Here is a 24,717-nt window from a genome sequence, read left to right as displayed (position 1 = left end):
TTTCCTCGGGGTACTAGAGTCGTTCGGCGGGAATCTCCTCGTATTCCTTCTGCAGAGTCTGGAAGATCGGGTGATCATCGGGAAGCGCCAGGTCGTTGATGGCCGTGATGGGCCGCACCCCGATGGAGGTATTGGTGGCGAAAGCGGCCTGCATTTGCGGCACGTCCTTCATATTCACCGGTATCGTGACGGTCCGCTCGTGGACCTGCTTCAGCAGCCTCATGGTGACCCCGGCCAATACCGGCGCGCTCGGCCACACCACCCGCTCTCCGTCGAAGAACCCGACATTCCAGGTGGTCCCCTCGGAGACGAACGACGCGTCGTCCACGAACAGCGCGTCGTCGAAACCGTTGAGCTGCGCGTTCCTGCGATCGAGCACCGCACCGAACAACCCGATGTGCTTGACCTCGGGCAGGTCACGGCTGTAACTCGCCGTCCGCACCCGCATGGGGGTGGCGGGCAGCCGCCCGGCCGGCCGGGTGGTGACCAGCACACTGGGGGTGCAGGACGCGCCCGGCTGGCCGAGCTCCATGGCGGGGTCGAACAACGTCACCCGGACGACGAACGACCCTTCTTTCCCCGCGATAGCGTTTCGTATGAAATGCCGGACCTGTTCTCTGTCCAACTCGGCCCCGAACAATATCCGACAGTCATGGACAAGCCTGTCTAAATGATGAGACAGTCCTCGCACTGATTGGTCGTCGACTCTAATAGAGGTGAAGTGACCGTAGTTGAGCAGCCCGAGCGCCTGCAGAGCCTCAGGCGCAACGGGCGTGCCGTTGAGTTCCGCCATACCGATAAGTCTCGCACACGCCCCCACCAGGGCATGCACCGTGGTTCAGCGATAATTCAGCACTGAGGCAGGGCCAGGACATGTAAAAGTCCCACAGGGTGAGAAATCCTTGGTCCATGCTCGGACGGCACGACATTTCTCGCGAAAATGGTTACATCCGGCCTCATGCCGCGGCGTTCACCCCGCGGGGACGGGAGGCCACGCCATGATCTCGACGGAAGACATCGGCGACCGCCGTGCCAGAGCCCAGCTCGAAGCTCTGACCGGCCTCCAGGAGGCGCTGGCCGGCCCCGCGCTCCGCTGCGTCATCGTCGAACGCGTCCGCCTGGTCCTCCCCCGCAAGTTCGGCCCGCGCGTGCACCTGCCGCCGTACATGGAGATCCGCAGCAGGGTCGGTCTGCTCGCCACCGTGTCGGTCATCGCCCGCAAGACCGGCAGACTCGCCTTCGCCATCACCCGCCCCAGCGCCGAACGCCCCACCGAGGTCAAGGACGCCGGAGCGCTCGCCGCCCACATCCTGGCCGACGTCTCACCCGGGGACGACGAACACCGTCCCGAGCCGCCCGGCTGACCCCCGGCGGCGACCGATGGCGTAGCGCACCCCCGCCGCCGCACGACGTTCACCGCGCGGATGCACCGGGCTCGACGACACCCGCACCACCCGAGGACCGCGCTACGGCGTCCAGTCCCCGATGGTGGCCCCGCCCGCCGACGCCGGCGCGTCCGCCGCCAGGATCACCCCCTTGGTGAGGATGAAACATCCCCACCCCCGGGTCTCCGCCGTGGCGACCACACAGAACGCCCGCACCACCCGCGGACTCCCCCCGCCCTCGGCCCGCAACAACTTCCCGTACCCCGACCTCCGCGCGGCCCGCTCCGCCGGGAAGTTCGCGTCCACCACCACGACCTCGTCCCCGTGCCCCATCGACCCGAGCGCGTACAGCACCTCGGGCGTCAGCACCGGATCCACACCCTTGAGCATGAGCCGCCCTTCGTCTCCTCACGACGCCACACCGGCGCAGCTCGTTTATACGATCGGCCCCCCGGTGAGGCGAGGGGTCGCGCCCGAACGATCTTCTCAACCGGTGGCGGTCAGTGCCGACAAGGCGAGATGCCAGGGGTAGCCGTCGGCGGGGTCGCCACCGGAGCCGGGGGTGTGCGGTTCGAACGTGTCCGCGCCGATGAGGACGTGGACCCCCTCGGCACGCAGCCGGGCGACGCTGTGGCGGAAGACGGCGCGGCCGGCCAGCGCGGTGTTGACGAACGGAAGAACGACGACGGGGATGCGCAGGCCGGGGGCTTCGGCGAGGAGGCCGAGTGCGTAGGTGTCGGCGATGCCCTGGGCGAACTTGTTGATCGTGTTGTAGGTGGCGGGGGCCACGATGACGGCGTCCGGCCTGGGGGGCTTGGGGTCGGCCGGCTTGCGGTACCGGCTGCGGACCGGGCGGGCGGTCTGTTCCTCCAGGGCCGGGACATCGATGAAGTCGAGTGCCGACGGTGTGGCGACGATCTGTACGACCCAGCCGGCGTCCTGCGCGAGGCCGACGAGGCGGCCGACGCCCCCGGCGGGGCCGGCGGCGCAGACGATGACGTAGAGGACCTTGCTCATCTCAGCGCCTCCGGCGTGGTGCTCCCGGCGGGGACGATCACGTCGAGTTCGTGGGTCATGACCACCAGTCTCCGACGACCTCCACGCCCTCGCTCTCAAGGGTCTTGTGCCACACCGGGTCGCGCAGCAGCCGCGCCTCCCAGGCCCGCACGGTTCCGTCCGGTCCCGCGACCGCGTCCTCGCGGGACGGGTGCAGGAACAACTCGCTCGTGCCCTCGGGAAGCGCCGCGAGCCGGCGGAGGTAGTCCTCCCGTAGTCGCTCGTACGCGCCGAGCTCGTGCGCCGTGCGCCGGTTGGTCGCGATCGTGTGCGGGATGGACACGCCGAGTGCGTCGGCGAGGGCGACGGCACGCTCGTGCGCGGCGGCGAGCGGTGCGGGGAGCGGTCCGCCGAAGTACGGCTCCGGGTCACGCGGCAGCCGGAAGGCGAGGCCGTGGCGCGCGCACCACTGGAGCGTCTGGGCGAGCCACGACCGGCCGTGCAGGCCGTAGAGGGTGCCGGCGTGGGAGTCGGCCGCCACAGGGGTGAGGCCCCGGTCGCGCATCCATCGCCGCTGGGTGTCCGCCTCCCGCAGGACGTCGCCGGCCTCGCCGCGGGCCCCGAGAGCGAACGGATCGTCACTGAGTGTCCCGTCCGGGTCGACGAGGCTCGGCGCGCCGCCGAGCGGCCGCCAGCGCGGCAGGCCACGCTCGCTCGTGAGCGTCACGTGCAGCCGCGGCACGACGCCGAGCTCGCGGACCTGGCGCGCGGCCCGCTCGGCGGCGGGTGAGACGGAGATGAGTGTCGTCGCGGAGACATGTCCTTCGGCGAGCAGCGCGACGACGACCTCCGTCGTCCCGGGCTCCCTGCCGAGGTCGTCGGCCGTGATCACGACGCGCCGGGTCATCGGGTGCCCTCCGCGGCGGGCTCGTCCGAGGGACCGGGCCCGGCCGCCGTGGACGGCGGCTCGATCGGGACCGAGATGAACCGCGCCGCGACCGCGCCGATCGCCGTCAGCGCGAACGGGTACACGCACATGTACATCCGGAACGCGAGCCCGGTGTCGGTGCCCGGGTCGTCGCCGGAGTTGTAGCCGAAGAACACGCCGAGCGAGGTGAGCGCGAGTCCGGTCACGATCCCGTTGAGCCGGCCGAAGAAGCCGAACGCGGACAGGAAGAGCCCTTCGCGGTGCTCCCCGTTGCGCGCGGCGTCGGCGTCCAGCACGCGCGCGACGATGAGGTCGTTGGTCGCGAGCATGCCCGACCACCCGGCGCCGACGAGCACCCCCGCGGCGATCGCCGTGAGGAGGCCGGTGGCGAAGAACAGGGCCGCGAAGCTGACCGCGAGGACGACGAAGGCGAGCCGCCAGGTCCACAGGGCGCCGCGGCGTGCGACGACGCGCGTCCACACCGCCAGGCCGCCCGCCGCGACGAGGATGACCACGCCCTGCAGGAAGAGCGCGTTCTCGACCGGCAGCCCGAGCGAGTAGCGCACGTACAACTGGACGCCCGACAGCACGAGGGCCATGGCGATCCCGTAACAGGCCCCGGTGAGGCCGACCGTCCAGAACGTCGGGTTGCGCACGATCGACCACACGCTGCGCAGCAGCAGCGGCTGCTCCCGTGTGGAGTAGCGGGGGTTCTCCCGCGCGCCGAGCGCCATGAACACGATCACGACGAGCGCGACCACGCCGTAGATGATCGCTGTGGTCTGGAAGCCCTCTGTGGACTCCTCGGTGCCGAACACCCTGGTCGTGAGCAGCGGGGTGACCGCGAGCGATATCACCAGCGCCACGAGCTGGAAGCCCTGGCGCAGGCTGTTGGCGACGGCGCGATCACGCTCCCGCGGGTACAGCTCGGGGAGCAGCGCGCCGTAGTTGGCGTTGAGCAGCGAGTCGAACGCCTCGCACAGGATCGCGAACACCGCGAACCACAGCACGAGCCCGATCCCCCGCAGGGAGGCCGGCGCGGAGAAGAACGCGATCATGCAGGCCGCGAGCAGCGGCGCGCCGACGACCAGCCACGGCCTCCGTCGCCCGAACCGGGTTCGAGTGCGGTCCGAGAGGTGACCGAGCAGCGGGTTGTCGAACGCGTCGATGACCGCGTAGATCACCATGACCGCGCCGTAAGCCCGGACGTCGAGCCCCAGGATGTCGACGTAATACAGGATCATCGATCCCTTGATCATGGTGATCGGGATCGACGTCCCGAACATCCCGATGGCGTAGCGCCACGCGGGGTTCCGTGCCGGGGTGGAGCCCGAACCGGGAACGGTCACGCGATCATCCTCCTTGCTGATGCCGACGCTACGCGCACGGCGTCACCCTCGCACCCGAAGGAGAACGGCGAGTGAAGCGAACGCCCCGTCCCCACGACGGAGACGGGGCGTTGCGGCCGGTCGGCGCTACCGGGCTCGAACCGGTGGACCGGCCACGCTCACAGCAGTCCTCTCCTCACGAGGTTTCCCATGAGGTCGCGGACCCCGAAGTCCCAGGGTGCGCAGTCCTCGGCGTGCCTGACGCGGTTGACCAGGGTGCCGAGCATGGGGGAACCGATCCTCACGACGTCGCCGGGCTTGTGTGTGAACCCCTCGCCGGGGTGGTCGCGGTCCTGGATGGGCGCGAACATGGTGCCGAGCATGAGGACGGCGCCGTCGGGATACTGATGGTGGGGGCCGATCAGTTGCCGTACCAACTCCTCCGGGTCGCGCGACATCCGCGCCATCTCCGAGACGCCCTCCAGGCGGAAACCGTCCACGCCTTCGATGTCCAGGCGCACCGTGAGACCGCGTACCCGTTCCAGGTCGAACCGCTCGTCGAAGAGCCGGATGAGGGGGCCGAGCGCGCACGACGCGTTGTTGTCCTTCGCCATCGGCAAAAGGAGCGCGGACCGGCCCTCGACATCGCGGAGGTTCACGTCGTTGCCGAGGGTCGCCCCCACGATCCGGCCGCTCGACTGGACGATGAGCGCCACCTCGGGCTCGGGGTTGTTCCAGGTCGAGGCGGCGAGCACCCCGACGGGCGCCGCGGTCCCCACGGCGGAGAGGATCTGGCCCTTGGTGAAGATCTCGGCGTCCGGGCCGATACCGACCTCCAGGTACTGGCTCCAGACGCCCTCGGCGACGAGCAGGCTCTTCAGCCGCGCCGCCTCCGCGGAGCCCGGCGACAGCTTGTGCAGGTCGGCACCGATGCCGGCGACCATCCTGCGGCGGATGTCCGCGGCGAGTGCCATGTCGCCGCGGGCCCGCTCCTCGATGACGCGCTCGATCATCGAGACGGCGAAGGTCACCCCGGCGGCCTTGAGCGCCTGGAGGTCGACCGGCGCGAGCAGCCACGGCCGGGTACGGTCCCGGTCCGCGGCGCCGGTGTTGGCCAGCACGTCCTCGAAGCGGCCCACGTGCCGGCCGTCGAGCCCGGAGACCACGGCGGCGGGTTCCGGCAGCTCGCAGATGTCGCGGACCGTCGGGAACTCGGCGCTGATGTCGAGGACCTGCCCGTCGCGGACGACCACGGGTGACGGCCCTTCGGCGGCGGGGTCCCAGATGCGGCCGATCAGGACACTGTCCGCGGCGTCGTGCGGCAGCGCGTCGGCGGCCGTCCCGAACCAGCCGGCCTCGTCGGCGAGCTCGTCGGTGGATGGCTGGGTCATTTGCCGTCTCCCAGGTTGAAGAAGGACCGCTCGTCGGGGGGCCGGATGTCGAAGACGGCGTCCTGGAACATCCGCAGGGGGTGGGGGGTGAAGGGGTGCCGCGCGATCGCCTCGAGATCGAGCTCGATGCCGAGACCGGCCCCCGCCGGGATGAGGACGTCGCCCTCCTTCGTCAGCACGAGCCTCTCGTTGGTGATCTCCGGGCGCCACGGGACGTCGGTGGCCATGATCTCCAGGTACCGGAAGTTGGGCAGGGCGGCCCCGAGCTGCAGCGTCGCCGCGGTGCTCAGCGGCCCGCTGGGGTTGTGCGGCGCGAAACCGACGTAGCCGGTCGCGGCGAGCGTCGAGATGAAGGCCAGCTCGGCGATGCCGCCGGCGTGCGTCACGTCGGGCTGGACGAAGTCGACCGCCTGACGGGCGAGCGCCGGCGCGAAACCCTGCCGTCCGAACCATCGTTCCCCGGCGGCGATGGGCACCGGCGACGCCCGGCGGATGTCGACGAGCGCGTCGAGGTTGTCCGGAGGACACGGTTCCTCGAACCACACCGGTTCGAACTGCGCGATCTCCCGCGCCACCTTGATGGCGTGGTTGACGTCGAACCGGCCGTGGCCCTCGATGAACAGCTCGACGTCGGGCCCGACGGCGGAGCGTACGGCGTCGATCTGTACGAGCACGCGGTCCATCTGCCGGGAGGTGAGCGTGAGGTCGTAGTTCTCGAAGGGATCCCACTTGAGACCGCGGAAGCCGCTGTCGACGGTCCTCCTGGCGGCGGCCGCGTAGTCCTCGGGCGTGACGGCGCCCGAGAACCAGCCGTTGGCGTAGGCGCGCACCCGGTCGCGGGTGGCGCCGCCGAGCAGCCGGGAGACCGGGACGCCGAGCTCGCGTGCCGAGATGTCCCACAGCGCCATCTCCAGCGAGCTCAGCGCGGTCATGATGACCGGGCCGCCCCGCCAGTACCAGTCCCTCGCCAGCTCGTACAGGATGCCGGATATGCGGGTGGGGTCCATCCCGGCCACGGCTTCGGCCACGTCGGCGACGGCGCCCTGGACGGCGCGTTCCTTGCCCTCCAGCGTCGCTTCGCCGAGTCCCACGATGCCTTCGTCCGTCGAGACGCGGACGATCACCAGGTTGGTGCGGTAGAAGTCGACGACGAGGGTGTCGACCGAGGTGATCTTCATGCTCAGCCCTTCACCGCGCCGGCGGTCATGCCGGCCACCACATGCTTCTGCGCGAACAGGTAGAAGACGACGGCGGGCAGCGTGAACATGAAGGCGACCGCCATGACCGTCTGGATCGGCGTGCCGAGCTCGCCGATGAAGTTCGCGATGCCGACCGACGCCGGCTGGATCCCGGGGGTGAAGATGAACGTCACGGCGAACACGTACTCGTTCCAGGCGTGGAAGAACGCGATGACCGCGGTGGCGGCGAGCGACGGGGCGATCAGCGGCACGTTGATGCGTGTCAGCACGGTGAGCGGCCGCGCTCCGTCCACCCGCGCGGACTCCTCCAGCTCACGGGGTATGCCGTCGATCGCGCCCTTGAGGATCAGGGCGACGATCGGCAGGACGAAGGCGGAGTTGACCAGGATGAGGCCACTGAGGGAGTCGAGGAGGTCGAATCGCCGGAAGAGCGCGAAGAGCGGCACGACCATGAGAGCCTCGGGAAGCATCTGCGTGAACAGCAGCACGACGGTCATGACGACCTTGCCCCGGAACGAGAACCGCGAGAGCGCGTAGCCGAGCGGGATGCCGAGGCCGATCGAGAGCACTGTCGTGCCGGCGGCGATCACCAGGCTGTTGCGCAGCCAGGTCGTCGCCTTGCCTTCGGCCAGCGCGTCGACGAAGACCCCGAACTGCGAGAGGTCGGGGACGAGCCGGGCCTCCCGCGCGAAGAGATCGGAGTTGCTCGACAGCGCGGTGACGAACATCCAGTACAGCGGGAAGACCGCGATCCCGAGCACGACGAGGACGGCGAGGATCCGCGCGGTCAGGCCGAGGCGTGGCGGTCTCATCAGCGGGCCTCCCTCTCGGCGGCACGGGCGACGAACCTGCTGCCGGCGATGACGATGAGCGAGATGACGACACCGACCATGCCGATCGCCGCCGCCGAGCCCAGTTCCTTCGAGTCGAAAGCCTGCGAGTAGAGGTCGATGACCAGCGTCTCGGTCGCGCCGACCGGTCCCCCCTTCGTCATGAGCCAGATGAGCTCGAACCGCCGCAGCGACCAGATGGTCATGAGGAGCGCGAGCAGGCCGACGGTCGGCTTGATGGACTGCCAGGTGACGGCGCGGAAGGTCCACCACCTGCCCGCACCGTCCACCGTCGCGGCCTCGGTGAGGTGCGGGGGGACGGACTGCAGCGCGGACAGCAGCACCACCGAGGTGAACGGGAACAGTTGCCAGATGGTCGTCGCGAGGACCGCCGGGAGGGCGTGACGCGGGCTGTCGAGGATGGCGCCGCCCGGGACGCCGAGGCCGATCGTGTCCAGGAACCGGTTCACGATCCCGTAGTCCGGGTTGAGCATCCATATCGCGATGAGCGCGACCGCGATGCCGGGCGCCGCCCACGGAATGGTCACGAGCGCGCGCGCCAGCCCCCGGCCGCGGAAGCTCTTGTTGAGGAGCAGGGCGATCGCGAGGCCGGTGCCCACGGCGCCGACGACGCACACGACGACGTAGACGAGCGTGATGAGGAGGGTCCGGCGGAAGTCCTCGTCACCGAAGACGCGGGCGAAGTTGTCGAAACCCACCCAGGTGCTGCGCGTGGGGTTCAGCAGCGAGGTCCGCGTGAAGCTGAGGTAGATCTCCTGCGCGAGCGGGACGACCTGGAACACAAGGATGAAGAGGGCCGCGGGGGCGAGGAAGAAGTAGGGGGTCCACGTGCTTCCCAGCGGGCTGCCTCGACGCCGGGTCCCCGACCGGGGCCCCGTGATCTGCCGCTGTTCCAGCATGGTCATCGAGTTCGGTCCTTCGAGTAGGACGCCGCCGGCGGGAGGGGTGCCGCCGGCGGCGTCGTCCGGTCAACCGGCCAGTTCGGTCGCCTGTTGCTGGGCGCGGTCCAGTGCGGTCTTGAGGTCGACCGTGCCCTGGAGGGCCGCGATGACGTTCTGCACGACGACCTTGCGGATGTCGGGCGTCTTCGCCTCGAACCCCTGGACGATCTGCGGCAGGCTCGACTCGGTGAGGTCGTCGAAGACCGTGAGGAAGGGCGTCTTCTCGAGCTGCTCAGGGTTCCGCTTGGTGACCGTCGCCACACTGCTGGCGCCGAGGATCTCCTGCAGCCTGACCTGGTTGCCCGGCTCGAGCACCCACTTGATGAAGGTGGCGGCCGCCTCCTTGGACGGACTCGCCTCGTTGATGACGATGGGGGCGAGGATCGCGCCCTGCTTGCGTACGGGGAACGGGATGGGCGCGACGCTGAAGTTCAGGTCGGGGTTCTGACCGCGGGTCGCCGTCACGTAGCCGCCGTTGTTGAGCTCCATGCCGACCTTGCCCTCGGCGAACATGCGACGGAACGTCGCCGCGTCCGCGCCACGCGGGATCACCTTGGCGTCGTACAGGTCCTTGTACGCCTGCAGGCCCTTGAGGTTCTCGGGCGAGTTGATCGTCAGCTTGGTGCCGTCCGACCACGCGCCGCCGAAGCCGTAGACGTAGTTGAAGATGTCCTGCCACACACCGGCTTCCTCGGCCTCCGTCTGACGGAACGCCAGGCCGTAGGTGCCGTCCTTGGTCAGGGACTTCGCCGTGGCGAAGAACTCCTCATAGCTTTTCGGGGGGTTCTTGATCAGGTCGGCGTTGTAGAACATCGCGTAGTTCGACGCCTCGAAGATGATCCCGTGCCGCCGGCCGTCGTGGACCATGAACTGGTCCGGCTGCTTGAGCAGGTCGTACTTGCTGACGTCGATCAGGTCGTCGAGCGGTGCGATGAGACCGGCGTCCGACGCGGACTCGAACTCCGGCATGTCGAAGCGGATGAGATCGGGCCCTTGCCCGCTGCCCATCTGGGTCAGGATGGTCTGGCCGAAGGTCGGGTACGGCACCGCGGCGGCGGAGACCTGTACGGCTTTCTGGCTCTTGTTGAACTCCTCCAGCCACTTCGTGAGCGACGGGCCGCGGCCCGGGTCGCCGAGGGTCGAGGCGGCGAACGTCAGCTTGGTCACGCCGCCTGCGGATTCGCCGCCTCCGGATCCACCGTCGGAGCCGCAGCCGGTCAAGATGCCGGCGGCCATACATGCGACGCCGGCCGCCGCCGCCATGGTGCGGCGAACGCGATGCAGCCTCATTTGTTACTCCTGAGTAATCACCGGTTACTTCCCCGAAACTTAAGATCAGATTGCAACGATCGTAGCGACATGTGCAACGCTGTCAAGTAGCGATTGCGCATCCCATCGGCTACATTGCACATGACGCAACGCACACGGAGGGACGGCAAGGTGGCGCAATCGATCCAGCGGGCGATCAACCTGATCCGGTTGACGGCGGAACATCCGCTGACGCTCTCGGAGGCCTCGGACGTGCTCGGCGTCCACAAATCGACAGCCCTCCGGATCCTCCAGACGCTGGAGGCCGCGCGGTTCGTGCGCAAGACGGGGGCCGGGACATACGTGTTCGGCAGCGGGCTCATCGAGCTGTCGGAACTCGCGCTCGGCTCGATGGACCTGCGCCAGTTCGCGTCCGCGCACCTGCGCCTGCTCCAGCGGCAGACCGGCCACACCGTGCACCTGGCGCAACTGACCGGCGACGAGATCATCTACGTCGACAAGGTGGACAGCCCCGCGTTCGACGCGGTGAAGCTGCCGTCCCGGGTCGGCAGGGCCGTCTCCATCTACGCGAGCGCCGTGGGCAAGGTGATCCTCGCCCATCTCTCACGTGAGGAACGCGATCGCCTGCTCTCGCACGTCACCTTCGAGCGGTACACCGGCACGACCGTCGCCGACCGCGACGCCCTCGAGACCGAACTCGCCCACGTCGCCGAGCGCGGCTGGGCCGTCGACGACGGCGAGCACGACGCCTACGTCATGTGCGTCGCCGCGCCGATCAGGGATTCGCGCGGAAAGGTCATCGCGGCCGTCTCCATCACCGCGATCGAGGTGATCGCCACCTTGCAGCAACTCAAGGAGAAGCTCCCGCTCCTGCTGGAGACCTCGGCGCTGATCTCGCAGGAACTCGGGTACACCCCCGAGCGCTCGCCCGCGCCGTCGGCGAGCTGACACGCGGCCTCCGGCGGCACCGGCGCCCCGCCGTGGCGCCTCCGGATGGGAGGTGCCACGGCGAGGTCTGCCGGATCAGGAGGGGACGGGGTCAGCCGGCGTCCACCTGCGCGCTCTGCGACGCGTTGAACAGCTTGTCACCCTGGTAACGGGCGACCACGGGACCGTCGAGAAGCGCGCCGTCGACGGCCTTCCTGAGAGTGGCGGCACCGTCGTGCTTCACCGGCGCGGATCCGAGGTAGGTGTCACCGGCGTAGAACTTCACCTTGCCCTTCGGTGAGGCGAGGTTGGCGCTCACGCTGGCCACCGTCGCGGTCGCGGTGAGCTGGACGTCGCGGGAATGCCCGGCGGGCTCGGCGTCGACGTCCAGGCCCGTCGTGGTCGTGCGGAACGCCAGGTTCCGCAGGTAGAAGTTCAGCAGGGGACGCCAGACGTGCCACGTGTGGACCCCCGGGACGTTGTACTCGGTGACGTTCACCCCGGCGTCCCTGAGGGCGGCGGCCCGGAGCTGCGAGTTCTGGGCGATGTTGCCCAGGCGGTCCTGGAGGCCGGTGCCGATGGAGATGCCGCCGGGCACCGTCTTCAGCCGGTCGATCTGCGCCTGCGTGGCCGCCGGTCCGCCCGAGCTCCAGGCGGCGTGGTAGCCGAACAGGTCGGTGTTGTCGTACATGATGGTGAAGGCGCGGCTGCCGCCCGCCGAGAACCCGGCGAACGCGCGGTCCTGCGAACGGGTGGAGACGTTGTAGTTCTGCTCCACGAACGGGATGACGTTGTTCCGGAGTTCGTCGGCGTACCCCTGGTTGCCACCGGGCAGGCCGTTGAAGTCGGTCGACACCACGACCATCGGCTGCGCCGCACCGTCCCGGAGCGCGTTCTCCAGGATGAGGTGCGCCACACCCTGCATCGTCCAGGCCGTCGAGTGGTCACCGGAACCATGGCTCAGATACAGGGTCGGGTACGGCGTGGCCCGGTCAGGGTCGTAGCCGTGCGGCGTGTAGACGACGATGTCGTGCACGCCGGCCGGGTTGGTCGACAGCGGCGACGTGTACCGCCGCGGCTCCAGCTCGCCGAGCTTGCCGGGCCGGGCCGGCGCCTGGTAGGCGGTGTCGTAGGTGGGGAACTTCTTGTCGACCGGTACGTACACCCGGCTGCGCACCGCACCCGGAGCGCCCGGATACGGCGGCGGCACCTCCCACCGGTTGGCCGGGTCGTCGTACAGAGTGCAGCCCGTGGCCAGTGGGCTCGCGCAGTCGTGCGTGAAGGCGTAACGGAACGTTCCGGCGGGCAGGGGGACCGTGGTCTCCCACACCCCGTCGGCACCCTTCACCATGGGAAGAACGCGCCACGGAGTCGCCGCGATGTCGCCCGGCTGCCACTCCGAGGGGGGACGGCCGTCGCCGCAGTCGTTGCACAGGACGTTCTCCGGCCGGGAGAAGAACCAGTCGCCGTAGACGTGAACGACGTTGACGCCGGCGGGTGCCTGGTACCGGAACTTCACCGCGTACCCGCCCGGCAGGGCATCGGTCCTGACCAGGGCCGGCCCGAGGGGCGCGGCCGGAGCCGCCGACGCCGGAGCCGCCGGCGCGAGGGTCGCGACGCCGGCCGCGACCGCCACGCAGGCCAGGAACGATCTCAGCCGTCCACTCCGCCGGGGTCTCGACGAGCGATGGGGATATGCCAAAGGCATGCTGCTTCCTCCAGGGGGACGAGAAGCGGCCGGGCATACGGTCCCGACCGATTTCGGGAGTTGCAATGATCGTAGGAACATATGCAACGATGTCAATAGTTGATTGCATATGACGTTTACGGCATTGCATATTGCGCAACAGGGCCGGGGTATGGACGGCGACCCAGTGCTTCGGCACCACCACCGGCATCGCGCCGGACATCAGGCCGCCGACCGGCGGCAAGTGGGCGCGGCACAAAAGTGGGGGATCATGCGGCCGCGGCCCGGGACCGACGTCCCGGCGGCACACACGATCCCCCCACGAGGTGATCGGACCCGGCCGGCTACCGGCCGGTCGGCAAGGTCATCGGCTCGCCCGCGCGATGACCTCCTCGGTCGTCAGCGGCGCCCTGGGGTGATGGGTCAGGCACAGAGGTGTACGCACCTTCGTGAACCTCGCGCCCTCAGGGGCGACGTAGAACTGGCCGCTGCGGAGCGAACCGATGTCGTCGGCGCTACCGCCCTTGACGCGGGCCATCGCCTTCGCGGCCTCGATCTGTACATCCGCGTTGAGCAGCCCGTAGAACTGTGTCGCCGCGTTGCCCGGGATCCGGTTGTGCAGGCCCTTGGGTGCCTGGGTCGCGAACACCAGCCCGAGCCCGTACTTGCGGGCCTGGGACGCCAGCGCGAGCGTGCTCTGCGTGCACGCGGTCATCGCTCCCGAAGGGGCGAAGGTCTGCGCTTCGTCCATGACGAAGAGCCCACCGAGGGGCCGGTCCCCGGCCGGGTTCTTCTTGATCCAGGCGAACAGCGCCATCTGCAACTGGTTCACGAAGGACTGCCGCTCGGAGTCACTCTGCAGCCCCACGAAGCTGATGATCGAGACCCGGGCCCGCTTTCCCTCAGCCGGGGTGAGGAGCCGCCCTGGATCGACCGGCTCACCCTCCCCGCCGAACAGCGGATCGGTCACGACAGCAGCCCGGAGCACCTGGGCGAGCCCATCCGCGATCTTCGCCGCTCCGCTGATCTGACTGAGGTCCTCGGGGAAGTCCGCGAGCAGATCGATCAGCCCGTCGAGGCCGCCACCGCTGTACTTCCCGAAGTGGACGACCGCCTCCATGAGCACCGCCCGGGCGACCTGGGCCTTGCTGCTGCTTCCTTCCGCCTTCGCCCGTGGGGTGAGCGCCGCCATGGCGGCGTGGACGGCTTCGTTGAACTCGTCGACGTCGTCCCGGACGCCGGAGAAGTCGGGCAACGGCTGGAAGGCCAGCGGACGGCCCTTCTCCCTGCGTGGTGTCCAGACCACGACGTCGGTATCCCTCATGTACCGAGCCGCCCGCCCCCCGTCGCCGGGGCCCCACGCGGAAGGCTCCTCCGGCCAGGCGTCACCGAGACGGGCGAGGTCGTTGTTCGGGTCGAGCACGATCGAGGACACGCCCTGAAGGGCGCACTCCTCGATGATTCGCCTGATCAGCACGGTCTTCCCCGAGCCGGATCCCGCGAAGATCGCGATGTGTTTACGGAGCGCCTCCAGCTCGACGGAGACCGGGAGCCCGCGATCGCAAGAGCGCCCCACGGTCAGCGACGGCACCCCGGCGGGCCGGCTATCCGTAGCGTGGTCCGAGGAACCGGCCTCGTGAGCCGGCAGGGGCCTGGCCTGCGCGGGCGGCCCCTCAGGGGCTTTTGGGGCTTGAGGCTCCCGCGGAACGGCCGGGTCCGGCCAGTCCTCCAGGGCGTCCTTGAGGAGCTTGAGGTCGGTGGTGGGTTTCCTGCCGGCGATCCACTGGTCGAGGTGCGGGACGCTCTCCGCGAAGAGGTCCCGCAGGGCGCACAGCACCTTGAGATCCTCTTCGTCGGCCGCGACGACCCGGCCGCCTCTGGCCCGGAATTCGGCTACCGCTTGCCGGGTGACCGGCCCGGAGTTCCACGGGATGTTCCTGATGACGATCAACCGGCGCTTGGGGCTCTCCTCCGCGAGACCGGCTTTGAGCACCGCTTTCCGAAGCCGGGTCAGCGCCGCGAGATGGTGTGGGGCGGCGATGCCGCGGAACGCCCAGTGGATCTCGTCCTCGGTCGCCTCGTTCAGGACCTGCTTGAGGCCCGCGTGCAGAGAGGTCTTCTGGCCCATCGGCGGATCGACCCGGTAGCGCGCGGACGTCTCGCGCCGCTCCACGACCCAGGCCCGGAGGCCCGCCGAGATCAGACCGGGAAGAACCGTGTCCTCCATCTGGGCATCCAGCGCTCCGCTGACGTCGGCCGAGTCCGCCAGCATCGCGAACTTGACGTCGATCGCCCGGAGCGCTTCCTCCTGGGGATCGGGCTTCTTGGGAACATCGATCGAATTCGAGGGCGCTTCGAAGCTGTCCAGCTCGGTGATCTCGCCCTGGAGCAGGCACTTCTGAATGTGCCTGTGAAGAAATTCCAGGACCTCACGCGGAGTGTAGAACTGGACCTGCGCGAAGGCTTCCGGCTTGATCGGCCATGTTGGATACGGCCGGTCGAAACCAATGTCCTTGAAGTGCTCCGCGAGGCGCATGGTGACGAGCTCCGCCCCGACCTCAGGACTCGGGATGCGCCGGAGGAACTTGGCCTTCCGGAAACGGTCCTTGAAACTGTTGACAGCCAGTTCCTCAAGAATCGTCCACGTCTCCGGCAGGCAGGAGAGAACCGTCAGGGTTCGGCTGGACACCTCACGGAGGTTGGTCAGCCCGTGAGCGAACTGAAGAACCGCGGAGCTCGCCGGACTTTTGGCGCTGTCCTCGACAAAGACGCTGCTCTGCGCGATGAAGGCGTCGAGCTGGTCGAAGGCCATGACGCTCGGGCCGGTCAATGCCAGCAGCCGCGAGATGTCACGGACGATCTCCTGCGGAGATTTGTGAACCTGACGGAATCCCCATTCCAGGCGGTAGCTCTCACCGTCCTCGATCGAGCAGATGTAGGACTCGCCGATGTCCACCAGTACATGGTCATCGGCCGCCAGGAGCACGAGGGCCCGAGCGACGTCCTGTGCGTCTCTGCCGACCCGGCGGTCGATCTTGCACAAGGCCTCGATGAACTGATCGAGATCTTCGCGGGTGACCTTCTGGTTACCGATGATCGTCAGCTGGGTCTTCCGCGGGAGTTGCATCAGGCCGGTCAGATTGCGGAGAAACCGCTTGAGCTGGGTCTCTTCGTCTGTGCCCACCCGGGCCAGTCCGTCCTGGATGGACACGACGGCGCTTTCCCAGAAGTTGCGGGCGTCGAGAATCCCCATGAGAAAGAAGTAACCATTGCGCTGGACGACCTGCTCGCGCAGCCAGCTCATCAGGTGCGTCTTCCCGCTTCCGGCGCCTCCCTCAAGGACCACCCCGATCGGGCTGGTCACGGGAGAGTCAGCGGCGGCGTTCAGTCCCGAGCCAAGAGCGCGAGTAGCATCCGAATGCAGCTCGGGCACGTGGAACGGCACCGGCTGCCAGACATCCTCGCTGGCGTTTACGGTCGAGAAGATCTTCAGACTGTTCAGCGCATACCATTCCGTGACCATCGTCACGCTCCGACGCGGAACTGATGGTTGGGCTTGCTGCCGATGATGATCGCGGCGGCATGATCTTCGGGCTTCAGGTCACTCGAGATCGCAACGGGCTCGATGTCCACACTGCCTGCCAGCAGCATGGCGCGCAGAACGTCGTCCTGGAGATCGCGGTCGATGTCCGTCAGGAGCGCTCGCAGGTTGGTCATCGCGGCCCATCGGCCGGCACCAGGCGTGATCTTCGCGTAGGCCTCGCGGATCCGGCTCTCCACTTCCTCCGGCGACATCGCGGTGACCGGCACCTGCACGGGTTCCTCGACGACGGGGATCGCCACTCTGGGCGTCACGAGGGACCGCAGGTACAGAAGAGCCAGTGCCTTGCCCGAGCGGGAGGACACGGGGATTCCCATGCGCACCTCCTCGATCGCGCGATCCTCACCGGCCGGTGTGATCGTGTACCACAGGGCTCGATTGGCTCTGCTCTCCGACTCGATCAACTTGGCGTCGATGAGTCCCGCGCGGTTCTTGGCGTCGAGCTCCAGGCCCCACTCCTCTTTCAGTTCCTTGTGGGCCACCGCGGTCCCGAGTTCCCGCAGGACGAGCAGAGCCGCGACCTGCCGGTACGTGAGTCGTTCTTCGGGCATCAGCCTGCTCCTTCGCTCGTTCCGAGGCGTCTCCCCCGGAGGAATTCCTCTATGTGCCGCAGAACCACCCGCAGGTCGGCCATCACCTGCTGGTTGGTGAATCGCAGTACCGTGAACCCGGAACGTTCCAAGTGCCGGTCACGGATCCGGTCGCGCTCCATCTGGGCGGACGTCTCGTGTTCGGGGCCGTCGAGTTCCACGACACACTTCTCCGCGACCCACATCAGATCTGTGCGGATCACCGCGGACAACGGATCCGTGGACTGATATGTCTGATTCCACGTCCGGCCATGGGCCCAGTCGCATTCCGCGAGGGCCGCCTCCATCGCCTGCTCGACCGCACTCCCCGCGTGCGGCTTCCCGGCGATCGGCGGCACCCCCACCGTCGCGGTGTGCGGCGGTGCCGTCATCTCTTCTGCCAGTCTCCTGACCGCCGTGGGCACCTTCAGGTGGAGGGTTTCGACGCGGCGCAGTTCGGGGCCGACGAGCCAGACCCCCATGCCGCTGCGGTGCGCCAGCCACTCGCATCCGGCGACCAGAATTGTCTCGCCACGGGAGGTGGGCTTCTCCGGCACATAGATGACCAGCGCCGCCGATTCGCGGCCGAACGCGGACGCGATGACCCGGGCCAGACCGGCGGCCCGCGACTCCGCGGGGAACGATCGTCCCTCCGGACCGCGCTGCCCGTAGACCAGCGGGCCGCGGTGCCGGACGGCCCGGGCGGCGAGGTCGGCCAGGAACGGTCCGAAATGACGGCTGCCCGACGCCAGGCGCAGCGCGAGGATCCTCGCCGCCGCCACTCCGCCACCACCGGGGCCGGAAAGCCTGTCCCCTCCGGGGAGCCAAGCCGGGAAAAGCCCGATGGCCAGTGTTTCCAGATCGCGGAGGATGGATTCCACCCACTCTGAGACCGATTCACCTTCAGCCGCGGTGTGGGTGATGACGGCGGGGCCGGTCTCAGGTAAGGGATCCAACAACAATTCCATCACATTGGCGTCGATGTCGGAATCGACCCCGGCAAGGCGAAGCACCCTCCCGACCGGGAGATCCCCCCACGACCATGCCACACCGGCTCCATATGGCTGCTTTTGTGAAACGTGACCTCGCGCAGGGTATAGGGCAGAACACTAGACGCGTAGCAATTCCCGAGATTGCGCCTATTTCGACGTTACAAAACCATCCAAACGGTCATCCCGACAGCCCTTCACATCACCATTGAGGTCCAGGGTCACCGCTTGACCGCACTTACGGCGTAGTACGCGGAAAGCGCAGGCCGGCGTCACGGCGGGCGGCCGCCTGGCCGTGCTCGTCCCCGGCACCGCCTGACGGCAGGGCGTCCACCCAACTGCGGATCAGTTCGGCCCGGGCGGTCGCTCTGACCAGAGCGGACGGCCCGCGGGACGCTTCCTGGACGATCGTCAGGGTGCCGCCGCCGGGCTCGTCGAGCAGCAGCCACGTCTGGTAGAAGCTCAGGCCGTCGCTGATCGCGGCCCAGCCGAAGCGGCTCGGCCAGACCAGCTCACCCACTATTCCGTCGAGGACGTGCGGCCTTGTGACGACCACGAAACCGCTGCCGACGACGAGGTCGCCGGCGACGTCCGTGCGCTCCACGCCGCGCTGCCACTTCGGCCATGCCTCGACCGCGACCAGATGAGCGAAGACCGCGCCGGACGGCGCCGCCATCCGGCGCTCATGGCTGACGAAGCTGTCGCAACGATCCGGTCCCCAGCCGGGCGGCCAGTGGACCCCGGGGTGCGGTTCTGCGCTCATACCGTCAAGACTGGCGTTCGCGGTACGGCACAGCATCAGTCACATGACTGTCGTGCCCGGTCACGCCCTTCGGTCGTACGCGGTGAGCGCGTCCCGGAGAGCCGCCCGTGAGCTGATCCCGAGCTTGGGGAAGACCTTGTGAAGGTGGTCGGCGACCGTGCGGTGCGAGATGAACATCTTCTGCCCGATCTGCTTGTTGGTGAGGCCGCCCCCGGCCAGCTCGGCGATCTCGCGCTCCTGCGGGGTCAGCGCCGAGGCGGCGTCGAACGGCGACTGCCGCGTGATCCCGGTCGCCCGCAGCTCGTTGGCCGCCCGGTCGCGCCACGGGGCGGCACCCAGCAGGAAGAACGCGTCGTGGGCGATGGCGAGTTGCTCACGGGCCGCGCTCGTGTCGCGCAGCCGGCGCAACCGTTCCCCGTACGCCAGGCGCACCCGAGCCGACTCGAACGGCCACCGATCCGGGTCGGGCACGGACAGCGCCGCCTCGAACCGTGCACGCGCGCACGCGTCGTCCGCCGCCAGTGCCGCCGCGGCCGCGGTCAGCATCTCCAGCCGAGGTGACAGCGCGGCGATGCCGGCCGAGTGCAGCGCTTTCACGTGTGCCGCCATCTCGGCGCGACGCCCGGTGTGCAGAGCGGCCTCGACCAGGTCCAGGCCGGCCCACATCGCGGTCGGCCGGTACGGCGCGAGGTGTCCCGCCGGGCTGATCCGGGTGGCGGTCCGGTACGCGGCCTCATGGTCCCCCGCGGCGAGGTCGTTGAGCGTCCGTGCCTGCCACGCGAAGTACGACACCCCGGTGGCCTGGTGCGCGACCGCCCACCGGACCATGTCGTCGGTCAGTTGCCGGGCGGCCTCGACCTGTCCACGCCCGGCGGCGACGAGGGCGTGCACCCAGTCGAAGTACCAGCGGAAGAACCGGAACCCGTGCTCGGTGCTGACCGCGACACCCTCGTCAGCCAGCTCCCATGCCTGGTCCCAGCGGCCCGTGAGGAACGCGTCGATCGCCAGGTGGATGAGCGCGCCGAGATGGCGGCGGGCCGGGCCCTTGCCTTCCCGGCTCATCTGCGCGAGGTGCCGTTCCGGGCCACGGAGCCGGGACAGACGGTCGGCGAACAGCGCGGCGGTGCCGATCCTGACCAGCCGGGTGGGGTCCTCGTCGACACCGACCGAGTCGATCAGCGTGTCGAGCTCGGCGACGTCCTGGGCCGTGGCCCGGGCCGGGTCGGGGAACACTCCCGCGTACACCCGCAGCAACGGCGGCGGCTCCGGGGCCAGCCGATCGACCAGCGTACGCGCGGTCTGCCCGGACTCCTCGGTGCCCACCCACCAGCTGATCAGTTGCAGCGAGTACATCGCCTCGATCAATCCGGGGTTGCCGGCGTCATACCCGTGATCGCCGGCCTCGATGGCCGCCACCAGCAGGCGATACGCGGTGGCCACGTCGCCGCCGGAGTTGATCAGCAGATGGGCGGCGGCGGCCGCGGCGAGCAGCGAGTGGGTCTCCAGCGACCCGCTGCGGCGCGCGTCGCCGAGCAGCCGGGTCGCGGTGGCCATCTCGCCGCCGGCCTCCGCCCCGATGTACGCGGCCGCGGCGAGCCGGCGGCTCCGGCCGGCCGCCTCCGGGCTGAGCTCGGCGGCGCGGGTCAGTGCGGAGACCGCGCCGATCGCGTCGCCCTGCCGCAGGAGCGTCTGCGCGGTGTCCTCGAGCTGGGCGGCGATCTCCTCGTCCGGCCCGACCGCGGATTCGGCGAGATGCCGGACGCGCCGCTCCGGGGCGTCGATGGCCGCGGCCAGCGCGCCATGTGCCCAGCGCCGTTCCCGATCCAGGGACGCCGTGACCACCGCCGCCCCGATCAGCGGGTGCCGGAAGGCCAGGCGGTTGGCGCTGAGCTGCACCAGGCGAGCGTCCTCGGCCGGCCTCAGGTCTCCCAAGTCGCAGGTGCCGCCGCCGGCGGCCCGCAGGCGTGCCACCTCGATCGTGCCGCCGAGCGCGCCCAGCAGCATCATCAGCCGGCAACGCTCCGGCAGGCCGCGGATCCGGGAGGCGAACATGGATTGCAGCCGCTCGGTCAACGGCAGCACCGCGGGCAGCGCGGTGAAGTCCGTACGCTGGTCGCCGTCCAGGGCGGAGGGCAGTTCCAGCAACGCGAGCGGGTTGCCGGCCGCCTCGGCGAGCAGCCGCCGGCGTACGGCCGGTGCCAGCCCTGGGAAGCGGCGCTCGACCAACACCCGGGCGGCGACGGCGGACAGCGGCGACAACGTCCACTCCGTGAGCCCGCCGTCGGAGAAGAAGCCACGCTCGGAGGAACGGCACGCCCCCAGAAACACGATCGGGCTGCCGACCAGGCGGCGGGCGACGAAGCCGAGCACCTCCGCACTGGCCCGATCGACCCAGTGCAGGTCGTCGACGACGACCAGAAGCGGGGCTTCGGCGGCGACGGCCCGCAGCCACAGCACCGCCGCGTTCGACACGACGAGCCGATCGGGTACCGGGCCGATCTCGAAGCCGAGCGCGCAGCGCAGCGCGCTACGGTGGGCGTCACCGAGCGGAGCCATGGCGTCGCCGAGCGGGAACAGCAACTGGTTGAGTGTGGAGTGGTCGACCTCCGCCTCGAACTGCACTCCCGCGGCCCGGAGCACCCGGGTGCCGCGTCCGGCCTCGGCGGCCGCGTACTCGTCGAGCACCGCGGTCTTGCCGACCCCGGCCTCGCCGGCGATCAGCAGGGCGCCGCCGCGGACGCCGGCCTTCTCGAAGTAGTCCCGGATCGAAGTGACGTCATCGTCGCGGCCGATCAGTTCCACCGCCCGGACCTCCCGAAGTGCGGCGGTCGCGGAACAGCGGCGGGGATGCCGCCCGGCCTACCGCCAGAAGACCGGGTGGGCGGTCGCCCTCGTGAGTTGCGAGTTCAACTTACTACAGGTTCTCCCCGGTCCGGCAAGCCTCGGTAAGGGATAATGCCAGGGTGTCCGAACCGATGCCGTTCCTGTTCACCCAGGAGGAACGGGAAGACTGGCAGTCGCTGGTGATCCTCGCCCACCTGGTCGAAGCCGAACTGGAGCGTCAGACACAACAGGACGCCGGCATCCCGCACAGCCACTTCAAGATCCTCGCCCTGCTCGGCGGCGCGCCCGGTCACACGATGGGCCTGACGAAACTGAGCCGGGCGCTGCGCTTCCACAAGAGCCGGCTCTCGCACGCGCTCAACCGCTTGGAGTCCGCCGGCCTGCTGCGCCGTGAGGACACCCCCGCCAAGGGGCGTGCCTACCAGGCCGTGCTCACTCAGCAGGGCCTGGACCTGGTGCACCGGGTGCTGCCGCTGCAGGAGGTGTACGCCCGCGAGACGGTCCTGGCCGGCCTGACCACCGACGAGATCAAGCAGATGCGCGCCATCGCCGAGATCATCACAAGGAACCTCGACCGGGAGCCATGAGACAGGCCCGCCCGGAGGATCCGGCGCGCCACGCGGACATCAGGCGTCGGCCGCGCGGAGGACGAGGTCGGCGACCCGGTCCGGGTGGGAGGCGAACACGGCGTGGGAGGCGCCGTCGACGCTGACGGCTTCGCCGTCGGCGCGCTCGGCCATGAAGTGGTGGGCGGCGGCCGGGATGTTCTTGTCGGCCTCGGCGATCAGGAAGAAACTCGGGAGCGTCTGCCAGGCCTGCTCGCCCTCGGCCGGCTCGTTCAGCGCGGCCAGGGTGATCGGCCGCTGGGTGGCGGCCATGATCCGGGTGGTCTCCTCGGGGACGTCGGCGGCGAACTGCTGACGGTAGAGCTCCTGGGCGACGTACATGTCCTGGTTGCCGTCGGGCAGGACGACCGGCCGTAGTGTCTCGGCGAGGGTGCTGCCGGGGTACTTGCCGGACAGGGTGACGGCGCTGTCCCCCTCTTCCGGGGCGAAACCGGCGACGTACACCAGGGATGTGACGTTGGTGGCGCCGGCGGCGGCCTTGCTGATCACCATGCCGCCGTAGGAGTGACCGACCAGGACCACCCGGCCTTCGATCGAGTCCACCAGCGCGCGGACCTGCGCCGCGTCGTACGCGACCGACCGCAGCGGGTTGGCCGCCGCGATCACCCGGTGCCCGCGGACCAGCAGACGCTGCGCGACCGGGCCCCACCCGCCGGACTCCGCGAACGCGCCGTGAACCAGGACGACCGCGGGCTTGCTGTTCTCAGACATGACTTCCTCCGTGAGGTCGAGTTCGTTCGTGCCGACGCGGACCATCCTTCGCGGACACCCCCCGGTCAGTGCCCGTCAGATGACCGGGCGGATGACGGGCACCGCCGGACGGCCACCGGTGACGGCCCTCATCGGCGACGCTCCGCGACGTCACCCCCGCCGTCCTGCCAGTCATCTGACGGGCGCTGGCCGAGGGTTTTCCGCGAAGGATGGTCCGCGCCCGCCCGAACGGGAACTCATCCTCACGGGGGAAGAAGCCATGTCTGAGCACACCAAGCGTGCGGCCGTGCTGGTTGACGGCGCCTTCGCGGAGTCCGGCGGGGGCCCGGTCGCGCGCCGTCCGCGGGCCGAAGGACGCCGGGTTACGGCCGGCACCTGACCCTCCCCCGCACGCACACCGAGAAACGGAGCACGACCATGCCCTACATCACCACCGACGACGGCACGGAGATCTTCTACAAGGACTGGGGTTCCGGTCAGCCCGTCGTGTTCAGCCACGGGTGGCCGCTGTCCTCCGACGACTGGGACAACCAGATGCTGTTCTTCCTGCGTCACGGTTACCGTGTCATCGCTCACGACCGCCGCGGTCACGGCCGGTCGGCGCAGGTGGCGGACGGTCACGACCTGGACCACTACGCCGACGACCTGGCCGCGGTCACCACTCACCTCGACCTGGGCGACGCCATCCATGTCGGCCACTCCACCGGCGGCGGCGAGGTGGTGCGCTACCTCGCCCGGCACGGGGGTGCGCGCGTCGCCAAGGCGGCGATCATCGCCGCCATCCCGCCGATCATGGTGCGAACCGAGGCCAACCCCGGCGGCCTGCCCAAGAGCGTCTTCGATGACCTGCAGGCGCAACTGGCCGCGAACCGGTCGGAGTTCTACCGGGCGCTGCCGTCCGGCCCGTTCTACGGCTTCAACCGGCCGGGCGCGGAGCCGTCCGAGGCGATCATCCAGAACTGGTGGCGCCAGGGCATGATGGGCAGCGCCAAGGCCCATTACGACGGCATCGTGGCGTTCTCGCAGACCGACTTCACCCAGGACCTGAAGAAGATCAACGTGCCGGTGCTGGTCATGCACGGCGACGACGACCAGATCGTGCCGTACCAGGACTCCGCTCCGTTGTCCGCCAAGCTCCTGCCGAACGGCACGCTGAAGACGTACACGGGCTTCCCGCACGGCATGCCCACCACCCACGCCGACACCGTCAACGCCGACCTGCTGGAGTTCTTCCGATCCTGACACGGCGAACCGTCATCCGCGCCTGCCGGGTCCGGCAGCGCCGGGGAAGCCGGGTGCCTGGACACCGCCCGGCTCCCCGCCGTCGCCGTCTCTTCGTGATGCCGGCCGGTAGGGCCGTCAGCGCGACCGTCGTTTGACGGACACTGACCGGGTCCGGTTTCGCCGAGCATGTCTGTCGTCAGTACGCGACCCTCCGTGAGGAGAGCAGGGATGCCGGCACAGCTCGTGGGCAAGACATGGGCGGTCGCTTCCGCTGGAACCCGGTACGGATCTTCCAGGACGGTGACCACGTCATCGCGCACAGCCGGGCCGGCGGCTGGATCCCTGACGGCGACGCGGCGATCGTCGGCATCTTCCGTTTCGAGAACGGCCGCATCGCCGAGCACTGGGACGTCGTCCAGCCGTACGTCCCGGATGACCGGACAGCCGGCGGCAACCCGATGGTCTGACCCGGTTCGCGGGCAGGATCG

At 69.3% G+C, this 24,717-nt stretch carries 22 protein-coding genes; 5 read left to right on the top strand and 17 right to left on the bottom strand.

Annotated features, from left to right (window positions below; translation table 11 throughout):
- Positions 1–13: 13 nt before the first annotated feature.
- Complete coding sequence (locus tag ABGB17_RS18675; protein WP_347631141.1) at positions 14–793, bottom strand: aminotransferase class IV family protein; 780 nt, start codon at positions 791–793, stop codon at positions 14–16.
- A 205-nt stretch (positions 794–998) separates the two neighbouring features.
- On the opposite strand from ABGB17_RS18675, the gene ABGB17_RS18670 reads away from it, so the two are divergent.
- Positions 999–1,364, top strand: a complete 366-nt coding sequence (locus tag ABGB17_RS18670) for a hypothetical protein (RefSeq protein ID WP_347631139.1) — start codon at positions 999–1,001, stop codon at positions 1,362–1,364.
- A 102-nt stretch (positions 1,365–1,466) separates the two neighbouring features.
- Here the strand turns inward: ABGB17_RS18670 and ABGB17_RS18665 are convergent, their stop codons facing one another.
- From ABGB17_RS18665 to ABGB17_RS18625, 9 genes are all read right to left on the bottom strand, one after another.
- Complete coding sequence (locus tag ABGB17_RS18665; protein WP_347631137.1) at positions 1,467–1,775, bottom strand: RbsD/FucU domain-containing protein; 309 nt, start codon at positions 1,773–1,775, stop codon at positions 1,467–1,469.
- Positions 1,776–1,871: 96 nt separating this feature from the next.
- Positions 1,872–2,402 (bottom strand): flavoprotein, encoded by a 531-nt coding sequence (locus tag ABGB17_RS18660; protein WP_347631135.1) that lies wholly within the window; start codon positions 2,400–2,402, stop codon positions 1,872–1,874.
- Between the two features lie 55 nt (positions 2,403–2,457).
- Positions 2,458–3,288: a ChbG/HpnK family deacetylase gene (locus ABGB17_RS18655; RefSeq protein WP_347631133.1), complete on the bottom strand. Its 831-nt coding sequence runs from the start codon at positions 3,286–3,288 to the stop codon at positions 2,458–2,460.
- Positions 3,285–4,658, bottom strand: coding sequence for an MFS transporter (locus ABGB17_RS18650; RefSeq protein WP_347631131.1), 1,374 nt, complete (start codon positions 4,656–4,658; stop codon positions 3,285–3,287). Before ABGB17_RS18650 ends, ABGB17_RS18655 begins: the two co-directional genes overlap by 4 nt.
- Before the next feature lie 158 nt (positions 4,659–4,816).
- Positions 4,817–6,028, bottom strand: coding sequence for a fumarylacetoacetate hydrolase family protein (locus ABGB17_RS18645; protein WP_347631128.1), 1,212 nt, complete (start codon positions 6,026–6,028; stop codon positions 4,817–4,819).
- Positions 6,025–7,206, bottom strand: coding sequence for a mandelate racemase/muconate lactonizing enzyme family protein (locus tag ABGB17_RS18640; RefSeq protein ID WP_347631126.1), 1,182 nt, complete (start codon positions 7,204–7,206; stop codon positions 6,025–6,027). Before ABGB17_RS18640 ends, ABGB17_RS18645 begins: the two co-directional genes overlap by 4 nt.
- Positions 7,207–7,208: 2 nt before the next feature.
- Positions 7,209–8,039 carry a carbohydrate ABC transporter permease gene (locus ABGB17_RS18635; protein WP_347631123.1) on the bottom strand — a complete coding sequence of 277 codons (831 nt, stop codon included), beginning with the start codon at positions 8,037–8,039 and terminating at the stop codon, positions 7,209–7,211.
- Complete coding sequence (locus ABGB17_RS18630) at positions 8,039–8,983, bottom strand: sugar ABC transporter permease (RefSeq protein ID WP_347631121.1); 945 nt, start codon at positions 8,981–8,983, stop codon at positions 8,039–8,041. Before ABGB17_RS18630 ends, ABGB17_RS18635 begins: the two co-directional genes overlap by 1 nt.
- A gap of 63 nt (positions 8,984–9,046) precedes the next feature.
- On the bottom strand, positions 9,047–10,309 hold the full coding sequence (locus ABGB17_RS18625; protein ID WP_347631119.1) for a sugar ABC transporter substrate-binding protein: 1,263 nt from the start codon (positions 10,307–10,309) through the stop codon (positions 9,047–9,049).
- Between the two features lie 120 nt (positions 10,310–10,429).
- Here ABGB17_RS18625 and ABGB17_RS18620 point away from each other — a divergent pair, with 120 nt between their 5' ends.
- Complete coding sequence (locus tag ABGB17_RS18620) at positions 10,430–11,236, top strand: IclR family transcriptional regulator (RefSeq protein WP_347631116.1); 807 nt, start codon at positions 10,430–10,432, stop codon at positions 11,234–11,236.
- A 91-nt stretch (positions 11,237–11,327) separates the two neighbouring features.
- On the opposite strand, the gene ABGB17_RS18615 is transcribed toward ABGB17_RS18620, so the two are convergent.
- From ABGB17_RS18615 to ABGB17_RS18590, 6 genes are all read right to left on the bottom strand, one after another.
- Positions 11,328–12,851 carry an alpha/beta hydrolase-fold protein gene (locus ABGB17_RS18615; protein WP_347631114.1) on the bottom strand — a complete coding sequence of 508 codons (1,524 nt, stop codon included), beginning with the start codon at positions 12,849–12,851 and terminating at the stop codon, positions 11,328–11,330.
- A gap of 415 nt (positions 12,852–13,266) precedes the next feature.
- A complete protein-coding gene (locus ABGB17_RS18610; protein ID WP_347631283.1) occupies positions 13,267–16,425 on the bottom strand; it encodes an ATP-binding protein in 3,159 nt (1,052 codons plus the stop codon).
- A gap of 2 nt (positions 16,426–16,427) precedes the next feature.
- Complete coding sequence (locus ABGB17_RS18605; protein ID WP_347631112.1) at positions 16,428–17,054, bottom strand: hypothetical protein; 627 nt, start codon at positions 17,052–17,054, stop codon at positions 16,428–16,430.
- A complete protein-coding gene (locus ABGB17_RS18600; protein WP_347631110.1) occupies positions 17,054–18,085 on the bottom strand; it encodes a DUF559 domain-containing protein in 1,032 nt (343 codons plus the stop codon). Before ABGB17_RS18600 ends, ABGB17_RS18605 begins: the two co-directional genes overlap by 1 nt.
- 214 nt (positions 18,086–18,299) lie before the next feature.
- Positions 18,300–18,824: a hypothetical protein gene (locus ABGB17_RS18595; RefSeq protein WP_347631107.1), complete on the bottom strand. Its 525-nt coding sequence runs from the start codon at positions 18,822–18,824 to the stop codon at positions 18,300–18,302.
- Between the two features lie 60 nt (positions 18,825–18,884).
- Complete coding sequence (locus ABGB17_RS18590) at positions 18,885–21,626, bottom strand: AAA family ATPase (RefSeq protein WP_347631104.1); 2,742 nt, start codon at positions 21,624–21,626, stop codon at positions 18,885–18,887.
- Between the two features lie 161 nt (positions 21,627–21,787).
- Here ABGB17_RS18590 and ABGB17_RS18585 point away from each other — a divergent pair, with 161 nt between their 5' ends.
- Entirely contained in the window at positions 21,788–22,255 is a 468-nt protein-coding gene (locus ABGB17_RS18585; RefSeq protein WP_347631100.1) for a MarR family transcriptional regulator, read from the top strand.
- A gap of 39 nt (positions 22,256–22,294) precedes the next feature.
- Here the strand turns inward: ABGB17_RS18585 and ABGB17_RS18580 are convergent, their stop codons facing one another.
- Positions 22,295–23,005 (bottom strand): alpha/beta hydrolase, encoded by a 711-nt coding sequence (locus ABGB17_RS18580; RefSeq protein ID WP_347631098.1) that lies wholly within the window; start codon positions 23,003–23,005, stop codon positions 22,295–22,297.
- Positions 23,006–23,422: 417 nt separating this feature from the next.
- On the opposite strand from ABGB17_RS18580, the gene ABGB17_RS18575 reads away from it, so the two are divergent.
- Entirely contained in the window at positions 23,423–24,247 is an 825-nt protein-coding gene (locus ABGB17_RS18575; RefSeq protein ID WP_347631096.1) for an alpha/beta hydrolase, read from the top strand.
- Positions 24,248–24,483: 236 nt separating this feature from the next.
- On the top strand, positions 24,484–24,696 hold the full coding sequence (locus tag ABGB17_RS18570) for a hypothetical protein (RefSeq protein ID WP_347631092.1): 213 nt from the start codon (positions 24,484–24,486) through the stop codon (positions 24,694–24,696).
- Positions 24,697–24,717: the final 21 nt, after the last annotated feature.

It is taken from the genome of Sphaerisporangium sp. B11E5 (genome assembly GCF_039871875.1).
Lineage (GTDB): Bacteria > Actinomycetota > Actinomycetes > Streptosporangiales > Streptosporangiaceae > Sphaerisporangium.
Note: the sequence above shows the minus strand (reverse complement) of the source record. Positions and strands in the feature narration are given on the sequence as shown.

Bases quoted from the DNA above. Each gene is read 5' to 3' on its own strand.
- ABGB17_RS18675 (WP_347631141.1), bottom strand. From the start codon at position 793: ATGGCGGAACTCAACGGCACGCCCGTTGCGCCTGAGGCTCTGCAGGCG.
- ABGB17_RS18670 (WP_347631139.1), top strand. From the start codon at position 999: ATGATCTCGACGGAAGACATCGGCGACCGCCGTGCCAGAGCCCAGCTC.
- ABGB17_RS18665 (WP_347631137.1), bottom strand. From the start codon at position 1,775: ATGCTCAAGGGTGTGGATCCGGTGCTGACGCCCGAGGTGCTGTACGCG.
- ABGB17_RS18660 (WP_347631135.1), bottom strand. From the start codon at position 2,402: ATGAGCAAGGTCCTCTACGTCATCGTCTGCGCCGCCGGCCCCGCCGGG.
- ABGB17_RS18655 (WP_347631133.1), bottom strand. From the start codon at position 3,288: ATGACCCGGCGCGTCGTGATCACGGCCGACGACCTCGGCAGGGAGCCC.
- ABGB17_RS18645 (WP_347631128.1), bottom strand. From the start codon at position 6,028: ATGACCCAGCCATCCACCGACGAGCTCGCCGACGAGGCCGGCTGGTTC.
- ABGB17_RS18640 (WP_347631126.1), bottom strand. From the start codon at position 7,206: ATGAAGATCACCTCGGTCGACACCCTCGTCGTCGACTTCTACCGCACC.
- ABGB17_RS18635 (WP_347631123.1), bottom strand. From the start codon at position 8,039: ATGAGACCGCCACGCCTCGGCCTGACCGCGCGGATCCTCGCCGTCCTC.
- ABGB17_RS18630 (WP_347631121.1), bottom strand. From the start codon at position 8,983: ATGACCATGCTGGAACAGCGGCAGATCACGGGGCCCCGGTCGGGGACC.
- ABGB17_RS18625 (WP_347631119.1), bottom strand. From the start codon at position 10,309: ATGAGGCTGCATCGCGTTCGCCGCACCATGGCGGCGGCGGCCGGCGTC.
- ABGB17_RS18620 (WP_347631116.1), top strand. From the start codon at position 10,430: ATGACGCAACGCACACGGAGGGACGGCAAGGTGGCGCAATCGATCCAG.
- ABGB17_RS18610 (WP_347631283.1), bottom strand. From the start codon at position 16,425: ATGGTCACGGAATGGTATGCGCTGAACAGTCTGAAGATCTTCTCGACC.
- ABGB17_RS18605 (WP_347631112.1), bottom strand. From the start codon at position 17,054: ATGCCCGAAGAACGACTCACGTACCGGCAGGTCGCGGCTCTGCTCGTC.
- ABGB17_RS18595 (WP_347631107.1), bottom strand. From the start codon at position 18,824: ATGAGCGCAGAACCGCACCCCGGGGTCCACTGGCCGCCCGGCTGGGGA.
- ABGB17_RS18580 (WP_347631098.1), bottom strand. From the start codon at position 23,005: ATGTCTGAGAACAGCAAGCCCGCGGTCGTCCTGGTTCACGGCGCGTTC.
- ABGB17_RS18575 (WP_347631096.1), top strand. From the start codon at position 23,423: ATGCCCTACATCACCACCGACGACGGCACGGAGATCTTCTACAAGGAC.
- ABGB17_RS18570 (WP_347631092.1), top strand. From the start codon at position 24,484: ATGGGCGGTCGCTTCCGCTGGAACCCGGTACGGATCTTCCAGGACGGT.